This window comes from Streptomyces sp. NPDC034049 (assembly GCF_055575575.1).
In genome coordinates, this window is the sequence record NZ_JBVISJ010000014.1 from 1 (window position 1) to 22,917 (window position 22,917).

Consider the following 22,917-nt stretch of genomic DNA (forward strand, 5'->3'; position numbering starts at 1 on the left):
CAGGCGGCCGCCGGGGACGCTGGTATCGCTGGTAAGCCAAGCAGCAGCATGCTGGTGGGCTCCGGATCAACCCGGAGCCCACCAGCATGTCCCGGATCAGGAGAGGTCAGGAGATTCGGGCAGGCGCGTCCACTCGGGGCCCTGTGTGGTGGTCACCGGCCCCGGTGGTGCGGGCGACGGTTGTGCCCGGCGCGGTGGAAGGCGATGACCGCGCCGAGCGCGGCGCAGATCAAGGGCACGGTGACGAACGCGGCCAACAGCACGCCGCCGGTGTCGGCCACGTCGAGGGCGCGGCCGAGTACGAAGGCGGAGAAGGCGCCCGCGGTTTCGGTCAGCAGGAAACCGGAGGCGCCGCCGGTGAGGAGGCCGACCAGGACGGCTGGAACCCTGGCGGGTGGCGGGGAAGGGGAGCGTGTACTCATGTCCCGCAGCGTCGGGCTGCGGCATGCGACGGCGCATCCCCCTGCGGCGGACACCTGCTCTGCTCCCCCGGTTGCACACCCCGGGGCCGGCTTACGCCGCTGGTGGGTTGCCGGCAGCGCTCCGGTCACGCCGGTGGCTCACCGTTCAGCCAGCCCGGGCGGACCATGCCGGACTCGTACGCCAGGACCACGAGTTGGGAACGGTCGCGGACATCCACCTTGGTCATGATGCGGCTGACGTGGGTCTTGGCAGTCGCGGGGCTGAGGACGAGGCGGGCGGCGATCTCGTCGTTGGTCAGGCCTGCGGCGACCAGCTCCATGACCTCCCGTTCGCGGTCGGTGAGGACCTTGAGGCGTGGGCTGGGCTCGGGTGCCTTGATCCGTACGGCGAACTCCGCGATCAGCCGACGCGTGACGGACGGGCTGATCAACGCATCACCGCGCGCCGCCACCCGTACGGCGTGCACCAGTTCCTCCGGCTCGGTGTCCTTGACGAGGAAGCCCGTGGCGCCGGCGCGCAGCGCACCGTACACGTAGTCGTCCAGGTCGAAGGTGGTCAGGATGACCACCTTGATGCCGTCGAGACGTGGATCGCCCGCGATCTGCCGGGTGGCCTGAAGGCCGTCGACGCCCGGCATGCGGATGTCCATGAGCACCACATCGGGGTGCAGCGTGCGGCAGGCTGTCACGGCCTGTTCGCCGTCGCCCGCCTCGCCGACCACCTCGAAGTCGTCCTCGTCCTCGAGCATGGAACGGAATCCGGCACGCACCAGGCGCTGGTCGTCCGCCAGCAGGATCTTGATCAAGGCCTGGGTCATGGGAGGTGTGGTGCTCCGTTCGCGTAGGGGATCCGGCCGCGTACGGTGAATCCGCCCTCCGGGCCGGGGCCCGCGGTCAGTTCGCCGCCGAGCAGGTGGGCTCGTTCACGCATCCCGCGGATGCCGCTGCCCCGCATGGGGCCGTCCGCAGCGGCCGGTCCGTGCCCGTTGTCGGTGATCTCGACCGTCACCTCCCGCACCCCGCGGTGGATGCCGATGGTGACGGCTGTGGCCTGGGAATGGCGGTTCACATTGGTGAGCGACTCCTGAACGATGCGGTACGCGGCCAGGTCCACCTCCGTCGGCAACTGCTCCCGCTCGCCGCTGCGCTGCACCCGGACGTCGAGGCCGGCGAGCCGTGTGGCCGCCACCAGCCCGTCGAGACGGTTCAGTCCGGCCGTGGGTGCGACGGGCGCCGTCTCGTCGACCTGCCGCAGCACCCCGAGAGTCGCCCGCAGCTCCCGCAGGGAGTCCCGGCTGGTGTCCTTGATCGCTCCCAGCGCTTCCTCCGCGCTCCGTACACCCTTGGCCGGGTCCTTGCGCAGGCGGCGCAGGGCAGCGGCGGACTGGACGTTGATGAGCGAGAGGTGATGACCCACGACATCGTGCAGCTCTCTCGCGATACGCAACCGCTCATCACTGGCCGCGCGCTCCTCCATCTCACGGGCAAGGACCAGGCGGTTGTGCCGCACCCAGCCGAGTGCGACCACTCCCACCAGCCATCCCGTCAGCATGAACACGGCGACACCGTTGACGTCGTGGTTTCCCGCGAGCGTGCCCACGCCGGTCGCGATCACGGTCAGCGCCGCCAGAGCGATCGCCTCCTGGAGGTGCCCATCGGCCGCGACGACGTAGAGCGTGACGACGAACGCGACCATGAGAGGGCCGTCGTAGACGCTGACGAGGTAGTAGGCGGCCGTGGCAGCGAGCACGAACGCGGCAACGAGCAACGGACGGCGCCGGCACGCAGAGAGCGCCGCGCAGGCCGCGATGATCAACGCCCAGCCGAGGGCAGTCGCCGACCAGGGCTCCTCCCGCTCACCTATCAGCGACCTCAGACTGCCCACCGCCACCGGTACGAAGACTCCACAGGCCAGAGCGGCATCCGCCGCACGACCGCTGGGTGGACGCAGCCTGAGACGGGAGACAGCACCGAGGGTCATGCGGCCAGCCTAGGCAACCGCGTTCCCGGCACCCTCCTCCCCGCGGTGGAATCGGACGGGTCACCCCTCGCAACCTCCGTGGTACGCACCCGCGCCGTGGCCACAACCGACGGGGTACGACAGGTGTCCGCCGCAGAGGGACGACGCGGCGGTACCCCTCTCCCGACGATAGGGCCGTGAACGCAGAGAGCCGTCTCCCCATGGGCCCCCGCCTGCGCGGCCTGAACTGGCCGCTGGTGGCCGCCCTCACCGCTGTCGCGCTGCTCCGGCCGCTGTTCTCCATCGCCGGTTGGAGCGACGCCCTCGGCAAGCCCCTGACCCCTGTGATCCTCACCCTCGGCATCACGCTGACCTGGATCCTTGCGGCCGGCCTCAGCCGCGTACGCGAGCCGCTGCTGACCCTCGTGGCCACCGGTGTGGTGTACGCGCTGGCCGCCCTGTTCCTGAGCGCGGTCCTCTCACCACTCCTGACCGGAAAACTCCAGGGCCCCCTCGCACAGCCCCAGGCGATCGTCCCGCTCTTCCTCGTCAACGCCGCCTGGGGCGCCTTCTGCGGCGCCTGCGCGATCGGTCTGCGCAAGGCGCGTGGCATCCGCTCCTGAGCACGGGCCCTCGGCACCGGCGCAGGCGGCTTCCGCACCGCGGAGTCCGCGCAGTGGTCTATCGCACCGCGACACAAGGGATCCGGCGCACAGGCAGGAGAGTCGGGGGTGACGTCGCGGCCCGGGTCACCGCCGTCACCGCCGCCGTGGCAGTCGGCGTCGTCTTCGCGCGCCGCGGTGTCCGGTGCCGCTGAGCCCCTGCGCTTTCTTTCGTCGGTCCGGGGAAGCCCGTCGGCGACAGCGCCCTGCCCTCCGCACTTCAGCGCCGTCCCGAAAGATCCTTGGCATCGGCAGCCCGGAGGCCGAACCGGACGGCCGCACGGCCGCACGGCCGGCTGTCCGCGCTCGTCCCCCGGCTGCGCTCGCCGGCGGATCTTGCCATCCTCCAGGGAATCTCTCGTCACCAGGGGCCGCTCCCGTGAATGCGGGTCGGTCGGCCCGAGGGCGACCGGATACAGTGCGCCCGAGACGCAGCCTGGTCGAAGAGGGAAAGCGTGACCGACACCAGCGACACCCGACCCGTCGGCAGCGAAGCGCGAGCCGCGCGGCAGAGTCGACTGCACCGCCTGATGCGGTACCTCCCCTTGATCGCGCCCGTCCTGCTGTGGGCCGTGCCCTGCTGGGCGCTTCTGCACAGCGGCCAGCACTGGCCGCTTCCCGTCACGCTCGGCGGCACCGCTCTGTTCGCCCTCGGCCTCGTCGGCATGCCGCTCGCGATGGCGCGCGGCCACGGCCGACGGCAGCAGGACCGGGCGGCCATCGTCGGTGACACCCTGCTGGGGACCAGTTGGGTGCTGTTCACCTGGTCCATACTGCTCGGCGTCCCCCTGCGGCTCGTCCTGACCGTGGCCGATGTCGGTGAGAGTCAGGACCGGGCTCGCATGGTCACGTTCGCCGTCCTCGGCATGACCGCCGTCCTGCTCGCGTGGGGGTACGCCGAAGCCCGCCGCGTGCCCCGCGTACGCCGCCTCGATGTGCAACTCCCCCGGCTGGGCGCCGGTTTGGACGGCCTCCGCGTCGTCCTCATCACCGACACCCACTACGGCCCCCTCGACCGCACGCGCTGGTCGGCACAGGTGTGCGAGACGGTGAACACCCTGGAAGCCGATCTGGTCTGCCACACCGGCGACATCGCGGACGGCACGGCCGAACGTCGCCGCGCCCAGGCCACCCCGCTCGCAACCGTGCGGGCCTCGCGGGCCCGTGTCTATGTCACCGGCAACCACGAGTACTACAGCGAGGCCCAGGGCTGGGTCGACCTGATGGACGAGCTGGGCTGGGAGCCGCTACGCAACCGCCATCTGCTGCTCGAACGCGGAGGTGACACGCTCGTGGTCGCCGGCGTGGACGACGTCACCGCCGAGTCCTCCGGTCTGGCAGGCCACCGCGCCCATCTCGCCGGAGCCCTGAACGGCGCCGACCCCGACCTGCCCGTTCTGCTCCTGGCCCACCAGCCGAAGTTCATCGACCGGGCGGCGGCCGCCGGCATCGACCTGCAGATCTCCGGTCATACCCACGGCGGCCAGATCTGGCCCTTCCACCACCTGGTCCGCATCGACCAGCCCGCCCTCGCCGGCCTCAGCCACCACGGCTCCCGCACCCTCCTCTACACCAGCCGCGGCACCGGCTTCTGGGGCCCGCCGTTCCGCGTCTTCGCCCCCAGCGAGATCACCCTCCTCGTGCTCCGATCCCCGAACCTGCCCAGCTCGACGTAGGTCTCGACGGGCCGACACAACGGGCCGGTGGACCTGACCGGTAGAACTGGCTGGCGGACCTGGCTTGCGTACCTGGCTGGCGGACAGCGTGATGCCGCGGTCCGTTATGGCTGCGCAGGGTGCCAGTGGTAGTCGAGCTCGGCGGCCATCATCGGGTCTTTCCTGTTCACGGGCCGTCGGCGCCCTCAGCCGGTGGGCTCCGTGCTCGGCCGGCGGTACGGGCGCACGGCGCGGCGTGCGATGGCGAAGCGGTGTGTCTCCGACGGGCCGTCGTAGATCCGGAACGGGCGTACCTCTCTGAGCAGGCGGGCCAGTGGGGCGTCGGCGGCCGAGATGCCGAGGGCGCCGCAGATCTGCACCGCGCGGTCGACCACCCGGTTCACGGCCTCCGCCACGAAGGTCTTGGACACCGAGGTGAGCTGCGCCGCGCCGGCGGAACCGGTGTCCAGCTCCCACGCGGTGCGCAGGATCAGCGCGCGGCTCGCCTCGATGTCGATCTCGGAGTCGGCCAGCATCTGCTGCACCATGCCGAGGTCACCGAGGACGGAGCCGAACGCCATGCGGCTGCCCGCCCGTTCCAGTGCGACGTCCTGGGCGCGCCGGGCGGCGCCCAGCCAGCGCATGCAGTGGGTCATACGGGCCGGGCCGAGCCTCACCTGGGCGCCCGCGAAGCCGTGGCCGACCTCGCCGAGCACCTGGTCGTCCCCCACCACACACGCGTCGAAGACGATCTCGCTGTGGCCCGCGAAGAGCGCTTCGTCGAGGGTCTCGATGTCGCGGACGATGCTCATGCCGGGCGTACCGGCGTCGACCAGGAACATGGTGGCGCCGCCCGGGTCGCCCGGCTCGCCGGAGGTGCGGGCCATCACGATGGCGAAGCCGGCGCCGTTGGCCCCGCTGATGAACCACTTGCGTCCGTCGATGCGCCAGCCGCCGGGTACCCGGGTCGCGGTGGTCCGCAGGGCGCGGGGATCGGCGCCGGCTCCCGGTGCCGGCTCGGTCATGGCGAAGCAGGACCGTACATCCCCGGCGGCGAGCGGACGCAGATAGCGCTCCTGCTGCTCCTCGGTGGCCACCTTCTCCAGCAGGTGCATGTTCCCCTCGTCCGGGGCCGCGCAGTTCAGTGCCAGAGGCCCGAGCAGCGAGTAGCCCGCGGCTTCGAACACCGTCGCCTGGCCACGCAGGTCGAGGCCGTGTCCGCCCCACCGCTCGGGCACGTGCGGAGCGAAGACCCCCGCCTCACGGGCGCCTTTCTGCAGGGCCTGCCGTACGTCCTCGGGGGCGTCGTGGACCGACCCGCCGCAGGCGCGCTCGGCCGGTATCACCACCTCGCGTACGAACGCGGAGGTGGCCGCGGCAAGTTGGGCGATCGTCGGATCGACGTCGAACTGGATGGGCACGGGACCTCCCGCCGAAGGGCGTACGGGCACCGGGTCCCGTCGCGTCTAGAAACTGTATAGCGTCTTCAGTATCTTGCCGAGATACCCGGCGACGGGAAGACGACAGGAGACACCTCCATGAGCACCTCCCTGAGCAACTCCGCGACCGACTCCGTGAGCCCCGGGCCGGTCCGGGTGGTCCGCCACCCCGACGGTGTCGTCGAGGTGCGGCTGGACGATCCGGGGCGGGGCAACGCCCTGGACCTGGTGACGGCCGAAGCGCTGCGGGACGCGACCGCCGAGGTGGCCGCGGACCCGGGCGGCGCGGTCCTGCTGCGGTCGGCGGGCGGCACCTTCTGCGTGGGCGGTGACCTGCGCGCCTTCGCCGGACTCGGCGAGGGGACGGGGGTCTATGTGCATGCCGTCGCGACCGCCGCGCACGCGGCGATACTGACCCTGCACGAACTGCCGGTACCGGTGGTGACCGCCGTGCGCGGAGCCGCCGCGGGCGGCGGTGTCGGCCTCGCTCTCGTGGGCGACATCGTCCTGGCGGCCCGGTCGGCACGGTTCCGGCTGGCGTACACGGACGTCGGGCTCACCCCGGACTGCGGGGCCTCCTGGTTCCTGCCCCGCCTGGCCGGCCCCCGGCTGGCGGCGGACCTGGTCCTGACCAACCGGGTCCTGACCGGCGACGATGCCGAACAGTGCCGTCTGGTCTCGCGCTGCGTGGAGGACGGGGAGTTGGACGCGGTGGCGTATCGCACGGCCGCCGGGCTGGCCGCCGGGGCGGGTGGGGCACTGCGTGCGGCGAAGGGTCTGCTGCGCGGTCGCGACGGGACCGGTCTGGCCTCCCATCTGGCCGAGGAGGCGCGGCAGATCGCGGCCCTGGCGGGCCGGCCGGAGGCGCAGGAGCGCATGGCGTCGTTCCTCGCCGCGCGGGGCCGCGCCCGGGCCGTGGAAGACCGGGGCCGGCCCAGGAATCCGGAAAGTGTTTCTTGATTCCCTCTTCACTAACAGGCCCGTCGGAGCGTAACCTCCGGGCAACACAGGACCGAGGAACCGGTCACCACAGAACCGGGGAAAAGGTGTGGCGATGCATTCTGCTGCCGTGGACCTTCCGGACGCCTTCGACGAGACGCTGACCGAAGCCGTCGTCGATCTCGTTCTGCGTGGCATGTGGCGCGGCAGGCCCGAGGCCGAGCACCGCCCCTTGGTGGACGCGGGGCTGGCGATGGTGAAGGGTCCGATGGTGCTGCCGACCGAGCGTGCCAAGGCCGTCGCCGCGCGGATCCTGCGGATCTCCCCCGGGTCGGCGCAGGAGGAGCGCATCATCGCGGCGTACGAGGCCTTCCTGCCGGTCAACAGGAAGATCCGCGAGGTGTGCACGGCATGGCAGTGCCGCCCCGACGGCAGCCCCAACGACCACTCCGACAGCGTCTACGACGCCGGGGTGCGCGAGTCGCTGGAGGACGTGCACGAGGCCATCCAGCCCGTGCTGCGCAGGCTGGAGCCGGTACTCGAAGGCAGCGGACAGTACGTCACCGCCCTTGAGGAGGCCCTCGACCGCTTCGACGACGGCGAGCCGCAGTGGCTGGCCTCGCCGCTGTGCGACTCGTACCACACCGTGTGGATGCGGCTGCACCAGGAGCTGCTGCTCGTCCTGGGGATCAGCCGGGCCGAGGACGAGGCCCGGGAAGAGGAACTGGTCACGAGGAGCCGGGGTTGAGCGTCACCGACCGCGAGCCGGGCCCCGTCGCACAGCCCGACACTCCGCTCGCGCAGCACGACACCCCGCTCGTACAACCCGGCGCCCCGCTCGTGCGACCCGGCGCCCCCCTCGCCCCCTCCGAGGCCCCCGGCAGGGTCCTGGTTCCCTACGGGCAGGGACGGATCAGAGGCCTCGGCGCCGACGAACTGGGCGCGCACGGCGCGGCCATGGACGAGCTGGTGGCCCTCGGGCTGCCGGTCGTGCCGGGGCTCACCGTCCCGGCCGGCGCCTCCGCGTCCCTGTGCGAACCCCGCACCGCCCGCGCCGCCGTCGACCTCATCGAACAGCTCTCCGGCCGGCGCATCGGCGACGCGGGCCGCCCCCTGCTGCTGCGTCTGTCGGCGAGCGCGCCGACCGAGATCGCCGGGCTCCCGCCCGACCTCGCCTGTCTCGGTGTCACGCCCTCGGCCGCCGACGACCTGTGCACCGTCATCGGGCGCGCGGACGCGCTGCACGAGGTGTGGGCCGCCAGTGTGCGGATGATCGCCGAGTACGCCCTCGACGTACCCGGCGCGGCGCTCGACGACGTGCTCCTCGACACGCCCGAGCCGCGAGCCCGGGTCGAGGCCCTGCTGTCCCTGGTCGCGCGGCACGGCTCCGGCCCCTACCCCGACGACCCGGCCCAGCAACTCGCACTGGCCGCCCGCGCCCTCCTCGCGCGGTGGGACTCACCGCGCGCGCGGAGATCCCGCAAGGCGCAGCGGCTGCCCGCCGATCTCGGGATCGCCCTGCACGTCCAGGCGCTGCGCATCGGCCCGGCGGACCACTCGGGCTACGGCACGGCGGTCAGCCGCGACCCCGAGACCGGCCGGCTCTCCCCGCAGGGCTCGTTCTTCCGGGGGGTGCGCCGCAGCGCACCCCCACCGCACACCAGTGAGCCGCTGGACCGGCTCGCGGGCGGAACGGCTCTGCTGGAGCACTCCCTGCTCACCCTCGAGCGTCATCTGCGCGCGCCCGTCTCCGTCGACTTCGAGGTGCGCGACGACGAGATCTCCCTGCTGGCGGCTTCCGCGCAGCAACGGCCGCCGCTACGGGCCTCGGTGTGCCTGGCCGCCGACCTGGCACGGGACGGCGCCCTCACCCCCGAGGAGGCCGTGCTCCGGATCAGCCCCGCGCAGGTGCAGGAGCTGCTGCACCCCCAACTCCGGCTGACCGGGGGCGAGGAGCTGCTGGTGAAGGGGCTGCCCGCTTCCCCGGGCGCGGCGACCGGTGTGATCGTGCTGTCCAGTGAACGTGCCCTGGAACTGAGCGCGGACGGCGCCCACGTGGTGCTCGTCTGCCATGAGACGACCCCGGCGGACGTGCCGGGCATGCTGGCCTCCGTCGCCGTACTGACCGGCAGCGGCGGTATCGCCTCGCACGCCGCCGTGGTGGCGCGGGGCGCGGGCAAGCCCGCGGTGTGCGGGGCCGAGGGGCTGCGCGTGGACCGGGACGCGGGGACGGTGCGGATCGGGGAGCGGCTGCTGCGCGAGGGCGACCCCGTCTCGCTGGACGGCCGTACCGGCGCCGTCTACGCGGGGCCGCTGAGCTTGAGTGTCGCCGGACCCCCGCCCGAGCTGGCCACGCTGCTCGACCGGGCGGACGGCATGCGCCGACTGGGTGTGCGGGTCAACGCAGACACCGCCGCCGAGGTCGACACCGCCGTCGCGCTCGGCGCGGAGGGGGTCGGGCTGTGCCGTACGGAGCACCAGTTCCTCGGGGAGCGGCTGCCGCTGGTCCGCCGGGTGATCCTGGCCGCCGACCCGGCCGCCCGCGACGAGGCGCTGGTGGCGCTGGGACAGGCTCAGCACGAGGACTTCAGGGCTCTGCTGGCCGCGGTCGGCGGCCGGCCGGTGACCGTGCGCCTGCTGGACGCCCCGCTGCACGAGTTCCTGCCCGCCCCCGGCCAGGCCCTGGACACGGACGAGGAACAGCGGGTCGCCGCGCTGCGGGAGGCCAACCCGATGCTCGGCCTGCGCGGCGTACGGCTGGCACTGCTGCACGAGCGGCTCTACCCCACGCAGGCCGAGGCGCTCTTCGCCGCCTGGGCGGACGTCGCCGCTACCGGGGTCCGGCCCGCGCTGGAGGTGATGATCCCGCTCGTCAGCCTGCCGGAGGAACTGGCCGTCGCCGCCGCGTACGTACGCGGGGCCGCCGAGGCGGTCGCCGCCCGTACCGGGGTGGAGGTCCCCTACCGGCTGGGCACGATGATCGAGACCCCGCGGGCCGCGCTGTTGGCCGGGGAACTCGCCGCACACGCCGAGTTCTTCTCCTTCGGCACCAACGACCTCACCCAGCTGACCTATGGGTTCTCCCGGGACGACGTCGAGCGCCAGGTGCTCGCCACCTATCAGGAGCGCGGCCTGCTGACGGCCAGCCCCTTCGCGCGGCTCGACCCGCACGGTGTGGGCGCCCTGATCGCTCTGGCGGTCGAGCGGGCCCGGAGCGTGCGGCCCGACATCAAGCTGGGCGTGTGCGGGGAGCACGGCGGTGACCCGGAGTCGATCGCGTTCTGCGACGGCCTCGGCCTCGACTACGTGTCCTGTTCCGCGCACCGCGTGCCGGTGGCCCGGATGGCGGCCGCGCACAGTGCCGTGCGCGCGCGGCGCGACGAGAGCGGGAGCACACGATGACGAGCGCCCTGACGGACGGCCCGGCCGTGTCGGATGCCGAACTGGACGATCTGCGGGAGACCGTACGGTCGGTGTGCGCGGACGCCGGAGGCACCGCGGCGGTGCGCCGACAGCCCGAGCACTCCCCCGGCATCGACGCCGAGCTGTGGGACACCCTCGGGCGGCAGGTCGGCCTCGCGGCCCTCGGGCTGCCCGAGCAGGCTGGCGGCATCGGCGGTCTCGCCGAGATCGCCGTGGTCTGCGAGGAGCTGGGCAGGACGATGGCACCGGTGCCTCTGCTGTCCTCCACCGTGCTGGCCGGGCAGGTGCTGGCCGGTTGCGGCACGGCCGACAAGGCGCTGGCCGAACTGGCCGAGGGCACGGTGCACGCCCTGGCGGTCGTGGCGGCGGACGGCACATGGCGGCCCGGCTCGGTGCCGGTGGCCGTCTCCTGGCAGGGCGGCGTCCCGATCCTCGACGGCACGGCGCCGTTCGTCCTGGACGGCGCCGATGCCCGGGCCCTCGTGGTGGCCGCCACGGGAACCGACGGGGTCGACCTCTTCCTCCTCGACCCGGGCGGGCCGGGGGTCACGGTTCGCCGGGTGCCCACCCTGGACCTCAGCCGGGGCCAGGCGGTGGTCACCTTCTCCGGTGCCCGGGCCCGGGCACTGACCGCCGGAGGCGAGGGGGCGGAGGTCGTCTCCCGCGCTCTGGATGTGGCCCTGGTCGCCCTGGCCGCCGAGCAACTCGGCGGCGCGCAGGCCGCGTTGGACATGACCGTGGCCCATGTGCGGGACCGTACCCAGTTCGGCAGGGCGATCGGCGGCTTCCAGGCGGTCAAGCACACCTGCGCCGACATGCTGCTCCAGGTCGAGGGCGCACGGTCGGCGGTGGTACGCGCCGTTCGGGCGGCCGACTCGCGCGACGCGCTGGCCGAGGCGGCGGCGGTGGCCCAGGCCTGGGCCTGCGAGGCCTTCGTGTCCGTGACAGCCGAGTGCGTGCAGCTGCACGGCGGCATGGGCTTCACCTGGGAACACGACGCACATCTCTACTTCCGGCGCGCCCAGTCCGACGCCGTCCTGCTGGGTGGCGCCGCACATCACCGGGAACGGCTGGCCGGGCTGCTCGGCTGGTGACGTGGAAGGCGGAACCGGTATGACCACCCGACTCATCGACGACTCGCTGTTCGAGGACGGGGCCGACAGGGCCGACGGGGCGCCACCGCGACTCGCGGGCGCCCGCTGTTCCGCGTGCGGCACCGTCGTCTTCCCCCGGCAGGACTCCTGCCCCAGGTGCTCGGACGGGCACATGGCCGGCCATGTGCTGCCGGTGAACGGGCGGGTGTGGTCGTGGACGCTCCAGGCGTTCCCGCCCAAGCCGCCGTACCGGCCGCCGGCCGGCGGTCACCGGCCCTACCACGTCGGCTATGTGGACCTCGGTGAGGTGCTGGTCGAGGCGCGGCTCGCGGTTCCCCGCGCGGAGATACGGATCGGGCTGCCGGTGCGGCTCACCACGGTGCCCGCGTACCACGACGAGGACGGCACCGAGGTCCTGACCTTCGCGTTCCGCCCGGATCCGGAAGGGGAGCGATGAGCCGCAGCGAGGACGTCTACGTGGTCGGATGCGGGATGCATCCCTTCGGCCGCGACGAGGACGTCACCGGGATGGACATGGCCGAGCGCGCGGTACGCGAGGCGCTGGCCGACGCCGGTGTCTCCTGGGCGGACATCGGCTACGCGGTCGGCGGCTCCGACGTGTCCGGCAAGCCCGACACGCTGGTGGGCCGTCTGGGACTGACCGGGGTGCCGTTCGTCAATGTGCAGAACGGCTGCGCCACCGGTGCCTCCACCGTCCTCACGGTGGCCAACGCGCTCCGCGCCGGGGAGGCGTCCCTGGGGCTGGCGGTGGGTTTCGACAAGCATGAGCGGGGGGCGTTCCACGTCTCCGCGGCCCGCTACGGCCTGGGCGACTGGTACGCCGAGACCGGCATGATGCTGACCACCCAGTTCTTCGCGCTGAAGACCCAGCGGTATCTGTACGAGCACGGGATCTCGGAGCGGGCGCTGGCGGCGGTCGCCGCGCGCGCGTTCCGCAACGGCTCGCGGCACCCCCTGGCGTGGCGGCGCAAGCCGCTGACGGAGCGGGAGATCCTCGACTCCGCCGAGGTCAGTCCCCCGCTCACCCAGTACATGTTCTGCTCCCCGGGCCAGGGCGCGGCGGCGCTGGTGCTGGCGCGCGGCGACCGCGCCTTCGACCTGTGCGAGCGCCCGGTGCGGCTGGCGTCGTTGGCCTTCCGTACCCGGCGGTTCGGTTCGTTCGAGGTGTTCTCGCCCTGGCTGCCGCCGGGTCCGCACCGCAGCCCCAGCGTCGATGCCGCCGAGGCGGCCTTCCGCACGGCCGGCGTACGGCCCGAGGACGTGCGGGTGGCGCAGTTGCAGGACACCGACAGCGGGTCGGAGCTGATCCACCTGGCGGAGACCGGCCTGTGCGGGCACGGCGAACAGGAGGAGCTGCTGGCCCGCGGGGACACCGATCCCACGGGGCGTATCCCGGTCAACACCGACGGCGGCTGTCTGGCCGGCGGGGAGCCCGTAGGTGCCTCGGGGCTGCGCCAGTTCCACGAGGTCGTACGGCAGTTGCAGGGCCGGGCGCCGGGCGCTCAGGTGCCGGGCGCTCCCCGGGTGGGCTTCACCCATGTGTACGGGGCTCCCGGGATCAGCGCCTGCTCGGTCCTCACGGTGTGAGGACCGGCGGCGCGTGAAGGGCCGTTTCAGGCCCGCGCCGTGGACGGGGCCGGCGCCGAAGCCGGGGCCTGGGCCGGTTCCTGCTCGGTGGCGACGATGCGCAGGGCCAGTTCCCTGACCGCCTCCAGCACGGACCGGGACGGCATCCGGGACAGCGGCCCGCCTTCCGCCCGCAGTGCCGTGACGAGCATGGTCGTACTGATCAGCGTGCGGACGGCGAGCGCCTGCGCCGCGTGCCGGGCCTTGGCCGCCCGGGGGCTGCGGGTGGTGCCCTCGGGCAGGTAGTCGTAACCGCGCTGGATGTGCCGCTGTTCGAACTCGTCGCGGAGCGCCTTGACATTGCCGCTGGCGGAGGCCGTCTGCACCTGGTAGAGACGGGCCTCGTCCGGGTTCTGCTCCACCCAGTCCCATACGGCGTCGATGACGCGCAGCAGCCCCTCCGCGTCACCCGGCTCGGACTCCGGCCGGGCGGCCTCGACGACCGCGTTCAGCTGGTCGAAGACCCGGCGCATGGCGAGTTCGAGCAGCTCCTCCTTGCCGTCGAAGTGGTAGTAGACGGCCGTGGGCACCACCTGGGCCTCGGCCGCGATGTCCTGGATGCTGGTCTCCGCGAAACCGTTGCGGCCGAAGACCCGGACGGCGGCGGTGATGATGTGCTGCCGTCGCGAGGGGCGGTGGGCGGGCTGCTTGCCGTTCTTCGTGGTGGCCATCATGCTCCCCTGGCGACTGCCGCGGACCCGCGTCCGCGTGCCCTGTGTACTGACCATGCTATCCAGTAACTCCGACCGGCCGACGGCGTAATTCCTGTTGCACCAGTGCAGCAGGAGCATCGGACTCCCGGCATACTTGACATCATGACGACATCCAAGGCCCGCGCCGCTCACCGCCCGTCGCGCAAGCAGTGGGTGATCGAGGCCGCCACGGAGCTGTTCGCCACGCAGCCGCCGGACGAGGTGACGGTGGCCGACATCGCCGCCCGCGCGGAGATGACCTCGGCGGCGGTGTACTACCACTTCTCCTCCAAGGACCAGGTCCTGGCGGAGGGCATGCGGGTGTTCGCCGACGCGCTGCGCGAGCAGTTGCGGACGCTCGCCGACGCGCACGAGCCCGGCTCCGACATCGGACCGGCGGTCACCACACTGTTGGCCTGGTTGGGCGAACACCGGTCCGCCGCCACCGTGTTCTTCGTGTCGTCGGCCGGCATGAGCCAGGAGGCGGAGGCGCTGCGCCTGGAAAGCCGTACGGACCTGCTGGCCGAACTGGTGCGGCTGATCCACAAGGCCCGCGCGTCGGTCACCGAGGCGGAGGCGGCCGTGATCGGCCTGGGCCTGCTGGCGCTGCTGGAGACCGCGGCCATCTCCCAGGTCCGGGGCGACGACGTGTACCGGTCGCTCGGGCACCGCTCGTTCGTCCGCGAGGTCGACCGGCTCGCCGAGCGGATCGCCGACGCGGCGGTGGCCGGGTAGCCCGGCGGTGGCCGGGGGGTCCAGCGGTAGACGGGGGCCGGCGACCGGGCGGCCGGCGACCGGGTCACCGGCAGACGGCCGTCGGACCCGGTCGAGCGCGATCACACCAGCAGGCGCAGGGGCTTGCTCAGCAGCTCCGCGACCGTGCGCAGATACTCGGCCGCGGGTGCCCCGTCGACGGCGCGGTGGTCGAAGGTGAGGCTCAGGGTGAGCACCCGTGTCCGCAGTGGCCGGTCGTCGCTCCACTCGACACCGTCCCTGAGTCTGCCCACTCCGAGGATCGCGACATTGCCGGGGTTGATCACCGGCGTGAAGAAGTCGACGCCGTAGCCGCCCAGCGAGGTCACGGTGAAGGTGGCGCCCTCCAACCGGGCCGGGGAGATCCGCCCCTCGCGCGCGGCCCCGGCCAGCTCCCTCGACCGGCGGGCGATCTCGGGCAGCGGCAGCGCCAACGTGTCCTCGATGACCGGGACCATCAGGCCGCCCGGAACGGCCACGGCGAAGCCCAGGTGGATGTCGTCGAGCAGATGGACGCCGTCCTCGCGCACCGTCGCGTTGAGCAGCGGGTGCTCGCGCAGGGCCAGGGCGGCGGCCTTCAGCAGGAAGTCGTTGAGGCTGGGCACGGGCAGTCCGCTGTCGGCCCACTCCTCCTTGAGCCGGTCCCGCAGGGTCACCACGGCGTCCATCCGCACCTCGTACCCGTGCGTCAGCTGCGCCATCTCCTGGAGGCTGGCGTGCATCCGGCGGGCGATGGTGCCGCGCATCCCGGTCAGCGGAAGGACGTCTCCGGGCCGGGGTGCGGCGTTCCGGGGTGCGGCGTTCCGGCGGGCGGGTGCCGGTTCGAGCGCCGGGCCGAGCGCGTCGAGGTCGGACCTGCGGATCCGTCCACCGGGCCCGGTGCCGGTCACCTCCGACAGCTCGATGCCCCGCTCCTTCGCCAGCCGGCGGACCAGTGGCGAGACGGAGAGGACGGGGTCCATAGAGAGGACCGCGGGCGAAACCTGGGCCACCGCCGGGGAGGCGGCGGCAGCAGCTGCGAGGAACTCCTCCACGTCCTCGGAGACGATCCTCCCGCCGGGTCCGGTGCCGCGTACGGTGGTGAGGTCGACGTCGGCTCCGGACGCCACCCGTCGGGCGTTCGGTGAGGCCAGGAGCCGGCCTCCGGGGCCGAGGGTGGCGGAATGGCCGTTGAGGGAGGGCGCGGCCGTACCGCTGCTCCCGGCCCCTGCGGCCGTCGTCGCGTCGGTGGTACCACCGGACTCCGACCCGGACCCGGCCGGCATCGGCGTACCGGCCGGGTCCGGCGGCTGCTCGCCCTCGGCCAGCAGCCAGCCGATGAGGGCCCCGGCGGGGACCGTTGTCCCGGCCGGGACCACCGGGTGGAACAGTCCCCCGGCCTCCGCCTCGACATCGACGTCGACCTTGTCGGTGGCCAGCCGAAGCAGCGCGTCGCCTTCGGCGACCGCGGTGCCGGTGGGGACGAGCCATTCGTCGATCGTGCCTTCCTGCATGGTCAGGCCGATCTTCGGCAGCAGAACCTCGACCGCCACGGTCACGACCTTTCGAGGAGGCGCCGGCAGCCCTGGGCGATCCGGTCGCGATCGGGAACGTAGGCCTTCTCCAGGACCGGGGAGAAGGGCACCGGGGAGAAGGGGGCGCCGATACGCAGGACGGGGGCGTCCAGGTGGTCGAAGGCGGCGTCCTGGATCTGGGCGGCGATCTCCGCGCCGAGCCCGCCGAAGGTGACCGCCTCGTGCACCACGAGCACGCGGTTGGTGCGGCGGACGGAGGCGAACATGGTCTCGGTGTCCAGGGGCTGCACGGTGCGGGGGTCGATCACCTCGACCTCCACCCCCTCGGCGGCGAGTTCGTCGGCCGCCGCGAGGGCCTCCCCCACCATCCGGCCCAGGGCGATCACGGTGACGTCGGAGCCGTGCCGGGCGGTGTGCGCCTTGCCGAGCGGGATGCCGTAGATCTCCTCGGGCACCTCGCAGGCGCTGCCGAGGAGGACCTTGTTGAGCATGACGACGACCGGGTTGTCGTCCCGGATGGCCGAGACGGTCAGGCCCTTGGCGGTGTACGCGTCGCTCGGCATCACCACCTTGAGGCCAGGCACATGGGCGAGCCAGGCCTCCAGGCTCTGGCTGTGCTGGGCGGCGGCGCCCAGGCCCGCCCCGGAGGCGGTGGTGATGGTGAGCGGCACGGAGACGGAGCCGCCGAACATGTACTTCATCTTGGCGGCCTGGTTGACGATCTGGTCGAGGCAGACGCCGATGAAGTCCATGAACATCAGGTCGACGACGGGGCGCAGCCCGCGGGCGGCGGCGCCCACTCCCAGGCCGACGAGAGCGGCTTCGGAAATCGGGGTGTCGATCATGCGGCGGGGGCCGAACTCGTCGAGCAGGTTGTCGAACATGCGGAAGACGCCGCCGTATCCGGCCACGTCCTCGCCGGCGACGAAGACGTTCTCGTCCTCGCGCATGGCCTGGGCGAGTCCTTCGTTGAAGGCCTTGACGTAGGACAGTTTGCGGGCCGTGCTCTGCGGGGCGACGGCCTGTGCTTCGGTGAGGGTGGTCATGGCGGTCATCCCGAGTAGACGTTGAGCAGCAGGTCGGCGGTGTCGGGCAGCGGGCTCGCCTCGGCGTGCGCGATGGCCTCGGCGATCTCGTCGCGGGTGCGCTGCCAGGTGTCGTCCAGCTCCGCGCGGGTGGCGGTGCCGTCGGCGACGGCCCGGGCCTCGATGAGGTCGATGGGGTCGCGGGCCTTCCACTCGGCGACCTCGTCGTCCGAGCGGTAGGGGTGGCGCAGTCCCTTGACGCCCTGGTGGTCGAAGAAGCGGTAGGTCTTGGCCTCGATCATCATCGGGCCCCCGCCGGACCGGGCCCGTTCGACGGCTTCGACGGCGGCGCGGTGGACGGCGACCGCGTCCATGCCGTCGACGATCACGCTGGGCATGCCGTAGGCGGCGGCCCGGTCGGCCACGTCGGTGAGGAGCATGTGCTTGGACTGTGGCGTGAATTCGGCGTAGCCGTTGTTCTCGCAGACGAAGACGACGGGCAGGTCGAGGATGGCGGCCATGTTGGCGCCCTCGTGGAAGGCGCCGATGTTGGTGGCGCCGTCGCCGAAGAAGGTGACGGCGATACTGTCCTCGCCCTTGTACCGGGCGGCGAACGCGGCTCCCACCGCGATCGGGACGCCCGCTCCGACGATGCCGTTGGCGCCGAGCATGCCGCGGGTGACGTCGTTGATGTGCATGCTTCCGCCGCGGCCGAGACAGGCGCCGGTGACGCGGCCGTACAGCTCGGCGTACATCTCCCGCAGGCCGACGCCCTTGGCCACGGCGTGCCCGTGGCCGCGGTGGGTGGAGGTGATCTGGTCGTCGTCGCGCAGGGCGGCCATCACGCCGGCGGCCACGGCTTCCTGGCCGACGTAGAGGTGCAGGAAGCCGGGCAGTTTGCCCGCCTCCATGAGTTTGCCCGCCTCGGTCTCGAACAGCCGGATGCGCACCATGCGCTCATGCAGATCCTTGATGACCTGCGCGGATTCTTCTGACGCCGTCGACGCTCGTTGAGCCATCGTCCGCCCCTTCGCCCGAGGGAGGTTGCCAAGCAATCGGACTTACTTGTGCCGGTCTACAGTAACCAACACGGGGCACCTTACTGAACAGCGTCTCTAATTACTACGCCCCGCACCAGCGTCTTGCCCGGGGGCGTCCACCAGTTCGACGACGTTGCCCTCCGGGTCCGACCAGAAGCTGACGCGCCGCCCCCGCGCCGGGACGACGACCGGGTCCGAGAGCGGCCGGGCACCCGTGGCCGTCAGTGCCGCCACCACCGGGTCCATGTCGTCGAAATGGAAGGTCAGATACGACAGGCCCACGCGCCCGGCCGGCCCGAGCGCCTCGTGCGCCGGCGCCGCGGGCGACGAGGGAAGAAGCAATTTGACGCACCCCCCGGAGGGCACCTGGAGCCAGACGACGACCAGCTCGCCGCCCAGCCCGGCCGGGCCGCCGACGGACTCCGGTACGCGCGCGCGGCGCACCGCGCGACACCCGAGCACGTCGCCGTAGAAACGCTCCATCAGCGCCAAGTCCCGCACCACCACGCCCACCTCGAACGGCCGCGTCATCAGCACCACACGCACCCCCACGGGACACCGAGCCTCGACTTCTCCACTTTCTATTGACAGACCACACTAAGTCCTGTTGTCGTTTCGGACACAACCCAGCTGTCGCATTCCGAAGCCGGTCACCGGCTCGCGGCTGGGAGGGATTGTGAGGACATCGTGGTCCAGACCAGTTCACCGGAGCTTCGGGAGACGGACGCCGGGCGCGAACCGCCCTCGGCCCCCTCGACCCCCGAGTACTCCTCGTGGATCAGCCGGGACCGGTCCACCGACGCCGCATCCGTGACGATGCGGCGGGAGGCCGCCGAACTCGTCGAACGCGTGCTGACGCACTACCGCGACAGCACGACGCACGAGGCGGACGGCCAGTGGACGGAGCCGGTCGCCCACTACCTCGACGCCGACCGCTGGCGACGGGAGACGGACGCCGTCCACCGGAGCGTCCCGCTGCCGCTCGCGATGTCCTGCGAGCTTCCCGGGCCGAACACCTACAAGGCGATCGACGTGCTCGGCATCCCCGTGCTGATCACCCGTGACCGGCAGGGCGCCGTGCACGCGATGATCAACGCCTGCCGGCACCGGGGCGCCAAGCTCGTGGAACCCGGCTGCGGGGTGTCGAGGCGGCTCACCTGCCCCTACCACTCCTGGTCCTACGACCTGGCCGGTGAGCTTCGGGGCGTGTACGCCGAGAAGACCTTCGGCGAGGTCCCGCGCGAGGGCCGCGGCCTGATCAGGCTGCCGGCCGGGGAGCGGGCGGGGATCGTCTTCGTCTCGCTGGACCCGGCCGCCGAGCCCGACCTGGACGACTGGCTGGGCGACCTGCTGCCCCTGCTGGAGGGGCTGCGGCTGGCGGAGTGCCACCACTACTCCACCGGCGAACTGACCAGCCCCAACTGGAAGGTCACCCTCGACGGGTACCTGGAGACGTACCACTTCGCCTCGCTGCACCCCAAGACGGTGTTCGAGACGAACCTCTCCAACATGATGGCCCACGACACCTGGGGCCCCCACCAGCGCATCGCCCCGGCCCTGCGTCCCATCGCGCAGGCGGTCGAGCTGCCTGCGGACCAGCGCGACCCGGGGGAATGCGTCGGCCCCATCTACTGGCTCTTCCCCGGACTGGCGATCGCCGGCGGCTGGCGGCAGAAGATCGCCGTCTCCCTGGTGCTCCCCCGGACGGCCACCGAGTCGGTGACCCAGCAGATCATCCTGCTGCGGGAACCGGCGGTCACCGAGGAGGAGCGTGAGACCGCCGACCGGTTCGGCGCATGGTTCCACGAGGTGGTCCGCGACGAGGACTACGCGACCACCTACGGAGTCCAGCAGAGCCTCGCCGCCCTCAGCGGGACCGATTTCGTCTTCGGACGCAACGAGCCCGGACTCCAGCACTTCCACCGCACCATCCACCAGCACCTGGACAGACACGCCGAAGGCACCCCAGCCGACAGAGCCACCAGGTGACGAACCAACAACACTCGCGGGAGAACACCATGGTGGCTACGGGCAGCCTCGACGGACGTGTCGCGGTGATCACGGGCAGCACGCGCAGCATCGGCCGCGCCATCGCCGAACAGTTCCTGGCCGACGGCGCCACGGTCGTCATCAGCGGCCGCAGCGAACTCAAGGGCAAGCAGGCCCTGGAGGAGATCGGCGCCGGCGACCGGGCCGTCTTCCACCCCTGTGACGCCAACAGCCAGGAGGACATCGAGAACCTCGCCGACTTCGCCGCCGAACGCTTCGGCCGGCTCGACGTCTGGGTCAACAACGCCGGCGGCACCTCCGGCTTCGCCCCGGTCCACCAGCTGAGCGACGAGGCCTGGCACGACGCCCTCAGGCTGAACCTCAACGCCTACTTCTACGGCACCCGGCGCGCGCTGCCGAAGATGCTGGCGGGCGGCTGGGGACGGATCATCAACATCTCCTCCGTCGAGGGCAAGCAGGCCAACAAGCCCGCGATCAGCCACTACATCACCAACAAGCACGCGATCCACGGACTGACCAAGGCGACCGCCTTCGAGTACGGCACCCAGGGCATCACCTGCAACGCCATCTGCCCCGGCGCCGTCGACACCGACCTGATGCGGGCCGCCGGACCGGCCGCGGCCGAGGCGGAGGGCATCTCCTACGAGGAGTGGCTGGGCCGGTTCGCCGAGCACGCCGCCACCAAGGAGATCACCACCGTGGAACAGATCGCGGCCGTCGCCTCGCTGCTGGCGAGCGACGTCGGCGCCGGTATCACGGGCACGCTGATCAGCGTCGACGGCGGTACGGCGCAGTGGTAGGCACGGGAACGGACGGCGGGAGACCCTCGGTCATGAAGAGCTGGATCACGGACTGGCAGCGCAGTGAGCGGCTGCCGCACTACACCCGGGCCAACGCGGGCGAGACCCTCCCGGAGCCGGCCAGCCCGCTGGGCTGGACCCTGGTCTGGGGGCGCGGCCTGCACGGCTGGCGCAAGGGCTTCGTCGGCTTCGGCATCTACCGCGAGGAGGAGGTGGCCGGCCCTCGACCGCCGTTCGTCGGGATGTTCGGCGGCTACTTCTACCTCAACCTGTCCCACATGCGGCTGTTCGGCATCCGTATGGGGCAGACGGCGGACCAGATCGACGCAGCCTTCGTCGGCCAGCGCTCCGACACCCCGGTGTACGTGGCGCACCCCGACGACCAGGACGGGGAACTGACCGCCAAGGCCGGCGGCACGCTCCAGCGGATGCTGGGCCAGTCCAGCTTCCCGGAGGCCGACGCCGACCGGGAGCGGCTGCGCCGCCTGCGCCACGACCGGCCGGACCTGGCCCGGTTGTCGGACGCCGAACTGGTGACGCACGCACGCTCCCTGCTGGACGACGTGGAGACGACCTTCCAGCGGCACGTCGAGTCGTCGCTGCCCGCGTCGGTGGGGCCGGCGATCCTCGGACCGCTGTGCGCGAGCGTGGACCGCCCCGACGCGATGCTGGACCTCATCGGCGGTCTCGGCGACGTCGACTCGGCCTCCCCCTCGGACGGGCTGTGGACCCTGTCCCGCCAGGTGGCGACCTCGGCGGAGCTGACCGCGCTGTTCGACGAGGGCCCGGCCGCCGTGGAACGGGCGCTCGACGGGGCGATCGGGGACGTGAAGGCGTTCCGTGACGCGTTCGAGGAGTTCCTGGCCATGTCCGGCGACCGCGGTCCCAACGAGTGGGACATCCACGCGCTGTCGTGGGAGGCGGCGCCGGTCCAGGCACTGGCGCTGGTCGACCGCATCCGGCACAGCCCCGCCGACGACTCCCCGGCCGCCCGGCGGGCTCGTCTGACCGGGCGGCGCGAGCGGACCGCGCGGGAGATCCGGGCCGCGCTGCCCGAGGACGCGCGGCCGATGTTCGACGCCGGCATGCACGCCTCCCAGGTGTGGATCCCGGCCCGCGAGCGCACCAAGGCGAACTGTGTGACCGTCGTCAACGAGATCCGCATGGCGGTGCGCGAGCTCGGCCGCCGGGGCGTCGAGGCGGGGCGTTTCGCGAAGCCGGAGGACGTGATGATGCTGCTGGACACCGAACTCGACGACTACGTCGCCGCCCCGGAGCCGTTCGGACCGGTCATCGCGCGTCGGCTGGAGGAGTACGCCGGGCTGCACGAGCTGGAGCCGCCGTTCTTCATCGCCGACGACGCCCGGACCGAGATCGACGGCTGGCCGCGGCGCGCCGAGGAGCGCACCGAGGCCGCGGTCGAGGGTGCTGTGCTCAGCGGCGTGGGCGGCAGCCACGGCACATACACCGGCAGGGTGCGGGTGGTCACCGACCCGGCCTCGTGCGAGGCGCTGGAGCCGGGAGAGGTGCTGGTCGCGCCGATCACGGACGCGGCCTGGACCCCGCTGTTCCTGGTCGCCGGGGCGGCCGTGGTGGACGTGGGCGCGCTCAACAGTCACGCCGTCGTGGTCTGTCGCGAGTTGGGCATCCCGGCCGTCATCTCCGTCGAAGGCGGGACGAGCCGGCTGCGGGACGGAATGGTGATCACGGTCGACGGCGACCGGGGCACGGTCACCGTGAACTCCGTGGATTCCGTGGACTCCGTGGACTCCGTGGATTCCGTGGACGACGTCCCGGCGCCGCTCGGCGTCTGAGGACACATTGAGGGCCCGCCGCTCCCCT

The 22,917-nt window shown here is 72.3% G+C and carries 21 protein-coding genes; 12 read left to right on the forward strand and 9 right to left on the reverse strand.

What is annotated here, in order from left to right; all coding sequences use genetic code 11:
• Positions 1–152: 152 nt before the first annotated feature.
• The 3 genes from ACZ52C_RS31955 to ACZ52C_RS31965 all read right to left on the reverse strand — a co-directional run bounded on the left by ACZ52C_RS31955 (position 153) and on the right by ACZ52C_RS31965 (position 2,403).
• A complete protein-coding gene (locus tag ACZ52C_RS31955) occupies positions 153–422 on the reverse strand; it encodes a hypothetical protein (protein WP_469078021.1) in 270 nt (89 codons plus the stop codon).
• Positions 423–547: 125 nt separating this feature from the next.
• On the reverse strand, positions 548–1,228 hold the full coding sequence (locus ACZ52C_RS31960) for a response regulator (protein ID WP_469078225.1): 681 nt from the start codon (positions 1,226–1,228) through the stop codon (positions 548–550).
• Positions 1,229–1,236: 8 nt separating this feature from the next.
• Entirely contained in the window at positions 1,237–2,403 is a 1,167-nt protein-coding gene (locus tag ACZ52C_RS31965) for a sensor histidine kinase (protein WP_469078022.1), read from the reverse strand.
• A gap of 176 nt (positions 2,404–2,579) precedes the next feature.
• Here ACZ52C_RS31965 and ACZ52C_RS31970 point away from each other — a divergent pair, with 176 nt between their 5' ends.
• Positions 2,580–3,005, forward strand: coding sequence for a hypothetical protein (locus ACZ52C_RS31970; RefSeq protein ID WP_469078023.1), 426 nt, complete (start codon positions 2,580–2,582; stop codon positions 3,003–3,005).
• 494 nt (positions 3,006–3,499) lie between these two features.
• Complete coding sequence (locus ACZ52C_RS31975) at positions 3,500–4,720, forward strand: metallophosphoesterase (RefSeq protein ID WP_469078024.1); 1,221 nt, start codon at positions 3,500–3,502, stop codon at positions 4,718–4,720.
• A 185-nt stretch (positions 4,721–4,905) separates the two neighbouring features.
• Here the strand turns inward: ACZ52C_RS31975 and ACZ52C_RS31980 are convergent, their stop codons facing one another.
• The gene (locus ACZ52C_RS31980) at positions 4,906–6,120 is read right to left on the reverse strand and encodes an acyl-CoA dehydrogenase family protein (protein WP_469078025.1); all 1,215 of its coding nucleotides are present in this window, start codon (positions 6,118–6,120) and stop codon (positions 4,906–4,908) included.
• 117 nt (positions 6,121–6,237) lie between these two features.
• On the opposite strand from ACZ52C_RS31980, the gene ACZ52C_RS31985 reads away from it, so the two are divergent.
• The 6 genes from ACZ52C_RS31985 (at position 6,238) to ACZ52C_RS32010 (ending at position 13,202) form a co-directional block, all read left to right on the forward strand.
• On the forward strand, positions 6,238–7,098 hold the full coding sequence (locus tag ACZ52C_RS31985; protein WP_469078026.1) for an enoyl-CoA hydratase/isomerase family protein: 861 nt from the start codon (positions 6,238–6,240) through the stop codon (positions 7,096–7,098).
• A 94-nt stretch (positions 7,099–7,192) separates the two neighbouring features.
• Positions 7,193–7,825 (forward strand): hypothetical protein, encoded by a 633-nt coding sequence (locus ACZ52C_RS31990; protein ID WP_469078027.1) that lies wholly within the window; start codon positions 7,193–7,195, stop codon positions 7,823–7,825.
• Positions 7,822–10,479 carry a putative PEP-binding protein gene (locus tag ACZ52C_RS31995; protein WP_469078028.1) on the forward strand — a complete coding sequence of 886 codons (2,658 nt, stop codon included), beginning with the start codon at positions 7,822–7,824 and terminating at the stop codon, positions 10,477–10,479. Before ACZ52C_RS31990 ends, ACZ52C_RS31995 begins: the two co-directional genes overlap by 4 nt.
• Positions 10,476–11,594: an acyl-CoA dehydrogenase family protein gene (locus ACZ52C_RS32000; RefSeq protein ID WP_469078029.1), complete on the forward strand. Its 1,119-nt coding sequence runs from the start codon at positions 10,476–10,478 to the stop codon at positions 11,592–11,594. The genes ACZ52C_RS31995 and ACZ52C_RS32000 overlap by 4 nt, the downstream gene beginning before the upstream one ends.
• Before the next feature lie 19 nt (positions 11,595–11,613).
• Positions 11,614–12,051 carry a Zn-ribbon domain-containing OB-fold protein gene (locus tag ACZ52C_RS32005; protein ID WP_469078030.1) on the forward strand — a complete coding sequence of 146 codons (438 nt, stop codon included), beginning with the start codon at positions 11,614–11,616 and terminating at the stop codon, positions 12,049–12,051.
• On the forward strand, positions 12,048–13,202 hold the full coding sequence (locus tag ACZ52C_RS32010) for a thiolase family protein (RefSeq protein WP_469078031.1): 1,155 nt from the start codon (positions 12,048–12,050) through the stop codon (positions 13,200–13,202). Before ACZ52C_RS32005 ends, ACZ52C_RS32010 begins: the two co-directional genes overlap by 4 nt.
• Positions 13,203–13,228: 26 nt before the next feature.
• Here ACZ52C_RS32010 and ACZ52C_RS32015 read toward each other — a convergent pair whose 3' ends face one another.
• Positions 13,229–13,915, reverse strand: coding sequence for a TetR/AcrR family transcriptional regulator (locus ACZ52C_RS32015; RefSeq protein ID WP_469078032.1), 687 nt, complete (start codon positions 13,913–13,915; stop codon positions 13,229–13,231).
• Between the two features lie 141 nt (positions 13,916–14,056).
• On the opposite strand from ACZ52C_RS32015, the gene ACZ52C_RS32020 reads away from it, so the two are divergent.
• Positions 14,057–14,668 (forward strand): TetR/AcrR family transcriptional regulator, encoded by a 612-nt coding sequence (locus tag ACZ52C_RS32020; RefSeq protein ID WP_469078033.1) that lies wholly within the window; start codon positions 14,057–14,059, stop codon positions 14,666–14,668.
• Positions 14,669–14,769: 101 nt separating this feature from the next.
• Here ACZ52C_RS32020 and ACZ52C_RS32025 read toward each other — a convergent pair whose 3' ends face one another.
• The 4 genes from ACZ52C_RS32025 to ACZ52C_RS32040 form a co-directional block, all read right to left on the reverse strand.
• Positions 14,770–16,218, reverse strand: a complete 1,449-nt coding sequence (locus tag ACZ52C_RS32025; protein ID WP_469078034.1) for a 2-oxo acid dehydrogenase subunit E2 — start codon at positions 16,216–16,218, stop codon at positions 14,770–14,772.
• 2 nt (positions 16,219–16,220) lie between these two features.
• Entirely contained in the window at positions 16,221–17,246 is a 1,026-nt protein-coding gene (locus ACZ52C_RS32030; protein ID WP_469078035.1) for an alpha-ketoacid dehydrogenase subunit beta, read from the reverse strand.
• 5 nt (positions 17,247–17,251) lie between these two features.
• On the reverse strand, positions 17,252–18,244 hold the full coding sequence (locus ACZ52C_RS32035) for a thiamine pyrophosphate-dependent dehydrogenase E1 component subunit alpha (RefSeq protein ID WP_469078036.1): 993 nt from the start codon (positions 18,242–18,244) through the stop codon (positions 17,252–17,254).
• 96 nt (positions 18,245–18,340) lie between these two features.
• Positions 18,341–18,796, reverse strand: coding sequence for a VOC family protein (locus tag ACZ52C_RS32040; protein WP_469078226.1), 456 nt, complete (start codon positions 18,794–18,796; stop codon positions 18,341–18,343).
• A gap of 156 nt (positions 18,797–18,952) precedes the next feature.
• Here ACZ52C_RS32040 and ACZ52C_RS32045 point away from each other — a divergent pair, with 156 nt between their 5' ends.
• From ACZ52C_RS32045 to ACZ52C_RS32055, 3 genes are read left to right on the forward strand one after another with little or no spacing between them, the layout of a single operon-like run.
• On the forward strand, positions 18,953–20,254 hold the full coding sequence (locus ACZ52C_RS32045) for an aromatic ring-hydroxylating oxygenase subunit alpha (RefSeq protein WP_469078037.1): 1,302 nt from the start codon (positions 18,953–18,955) through the stop codon (positions 20,252–20,254).
• A gap of 29 nt (positions 20,255–20,283) precedes the next feature.
• Positions 20,284–21,075 carry an SDR family NAD(P)-dependent oxidoreductase gene (locus ACZ52C_RS32050; RefSeq protein WP_469078038.1) on the forward strand — a complete coding sequence of 264 codons (792 nt, stop codon included), beginning with the start codon at positions 20,284–20,286 and terminating at the stop codon, positions 21,073–21,075.
• Between the two features lie 32 nt (positions 21,076–21,107).
• On the forward strand, positions 21,108–22,889 hold the full coding sequence (locus ACZ52C_RS32055; RefSeq protein ID WP_469078039.1) for a PEP-utilizing enzyme: 1,782 nt from the start codon (positions 21,108–21,110) through the stop codon (positions 22,887–22,889).
• Positions 22,890–22,917: the final 28 nt, after the last annotated feature.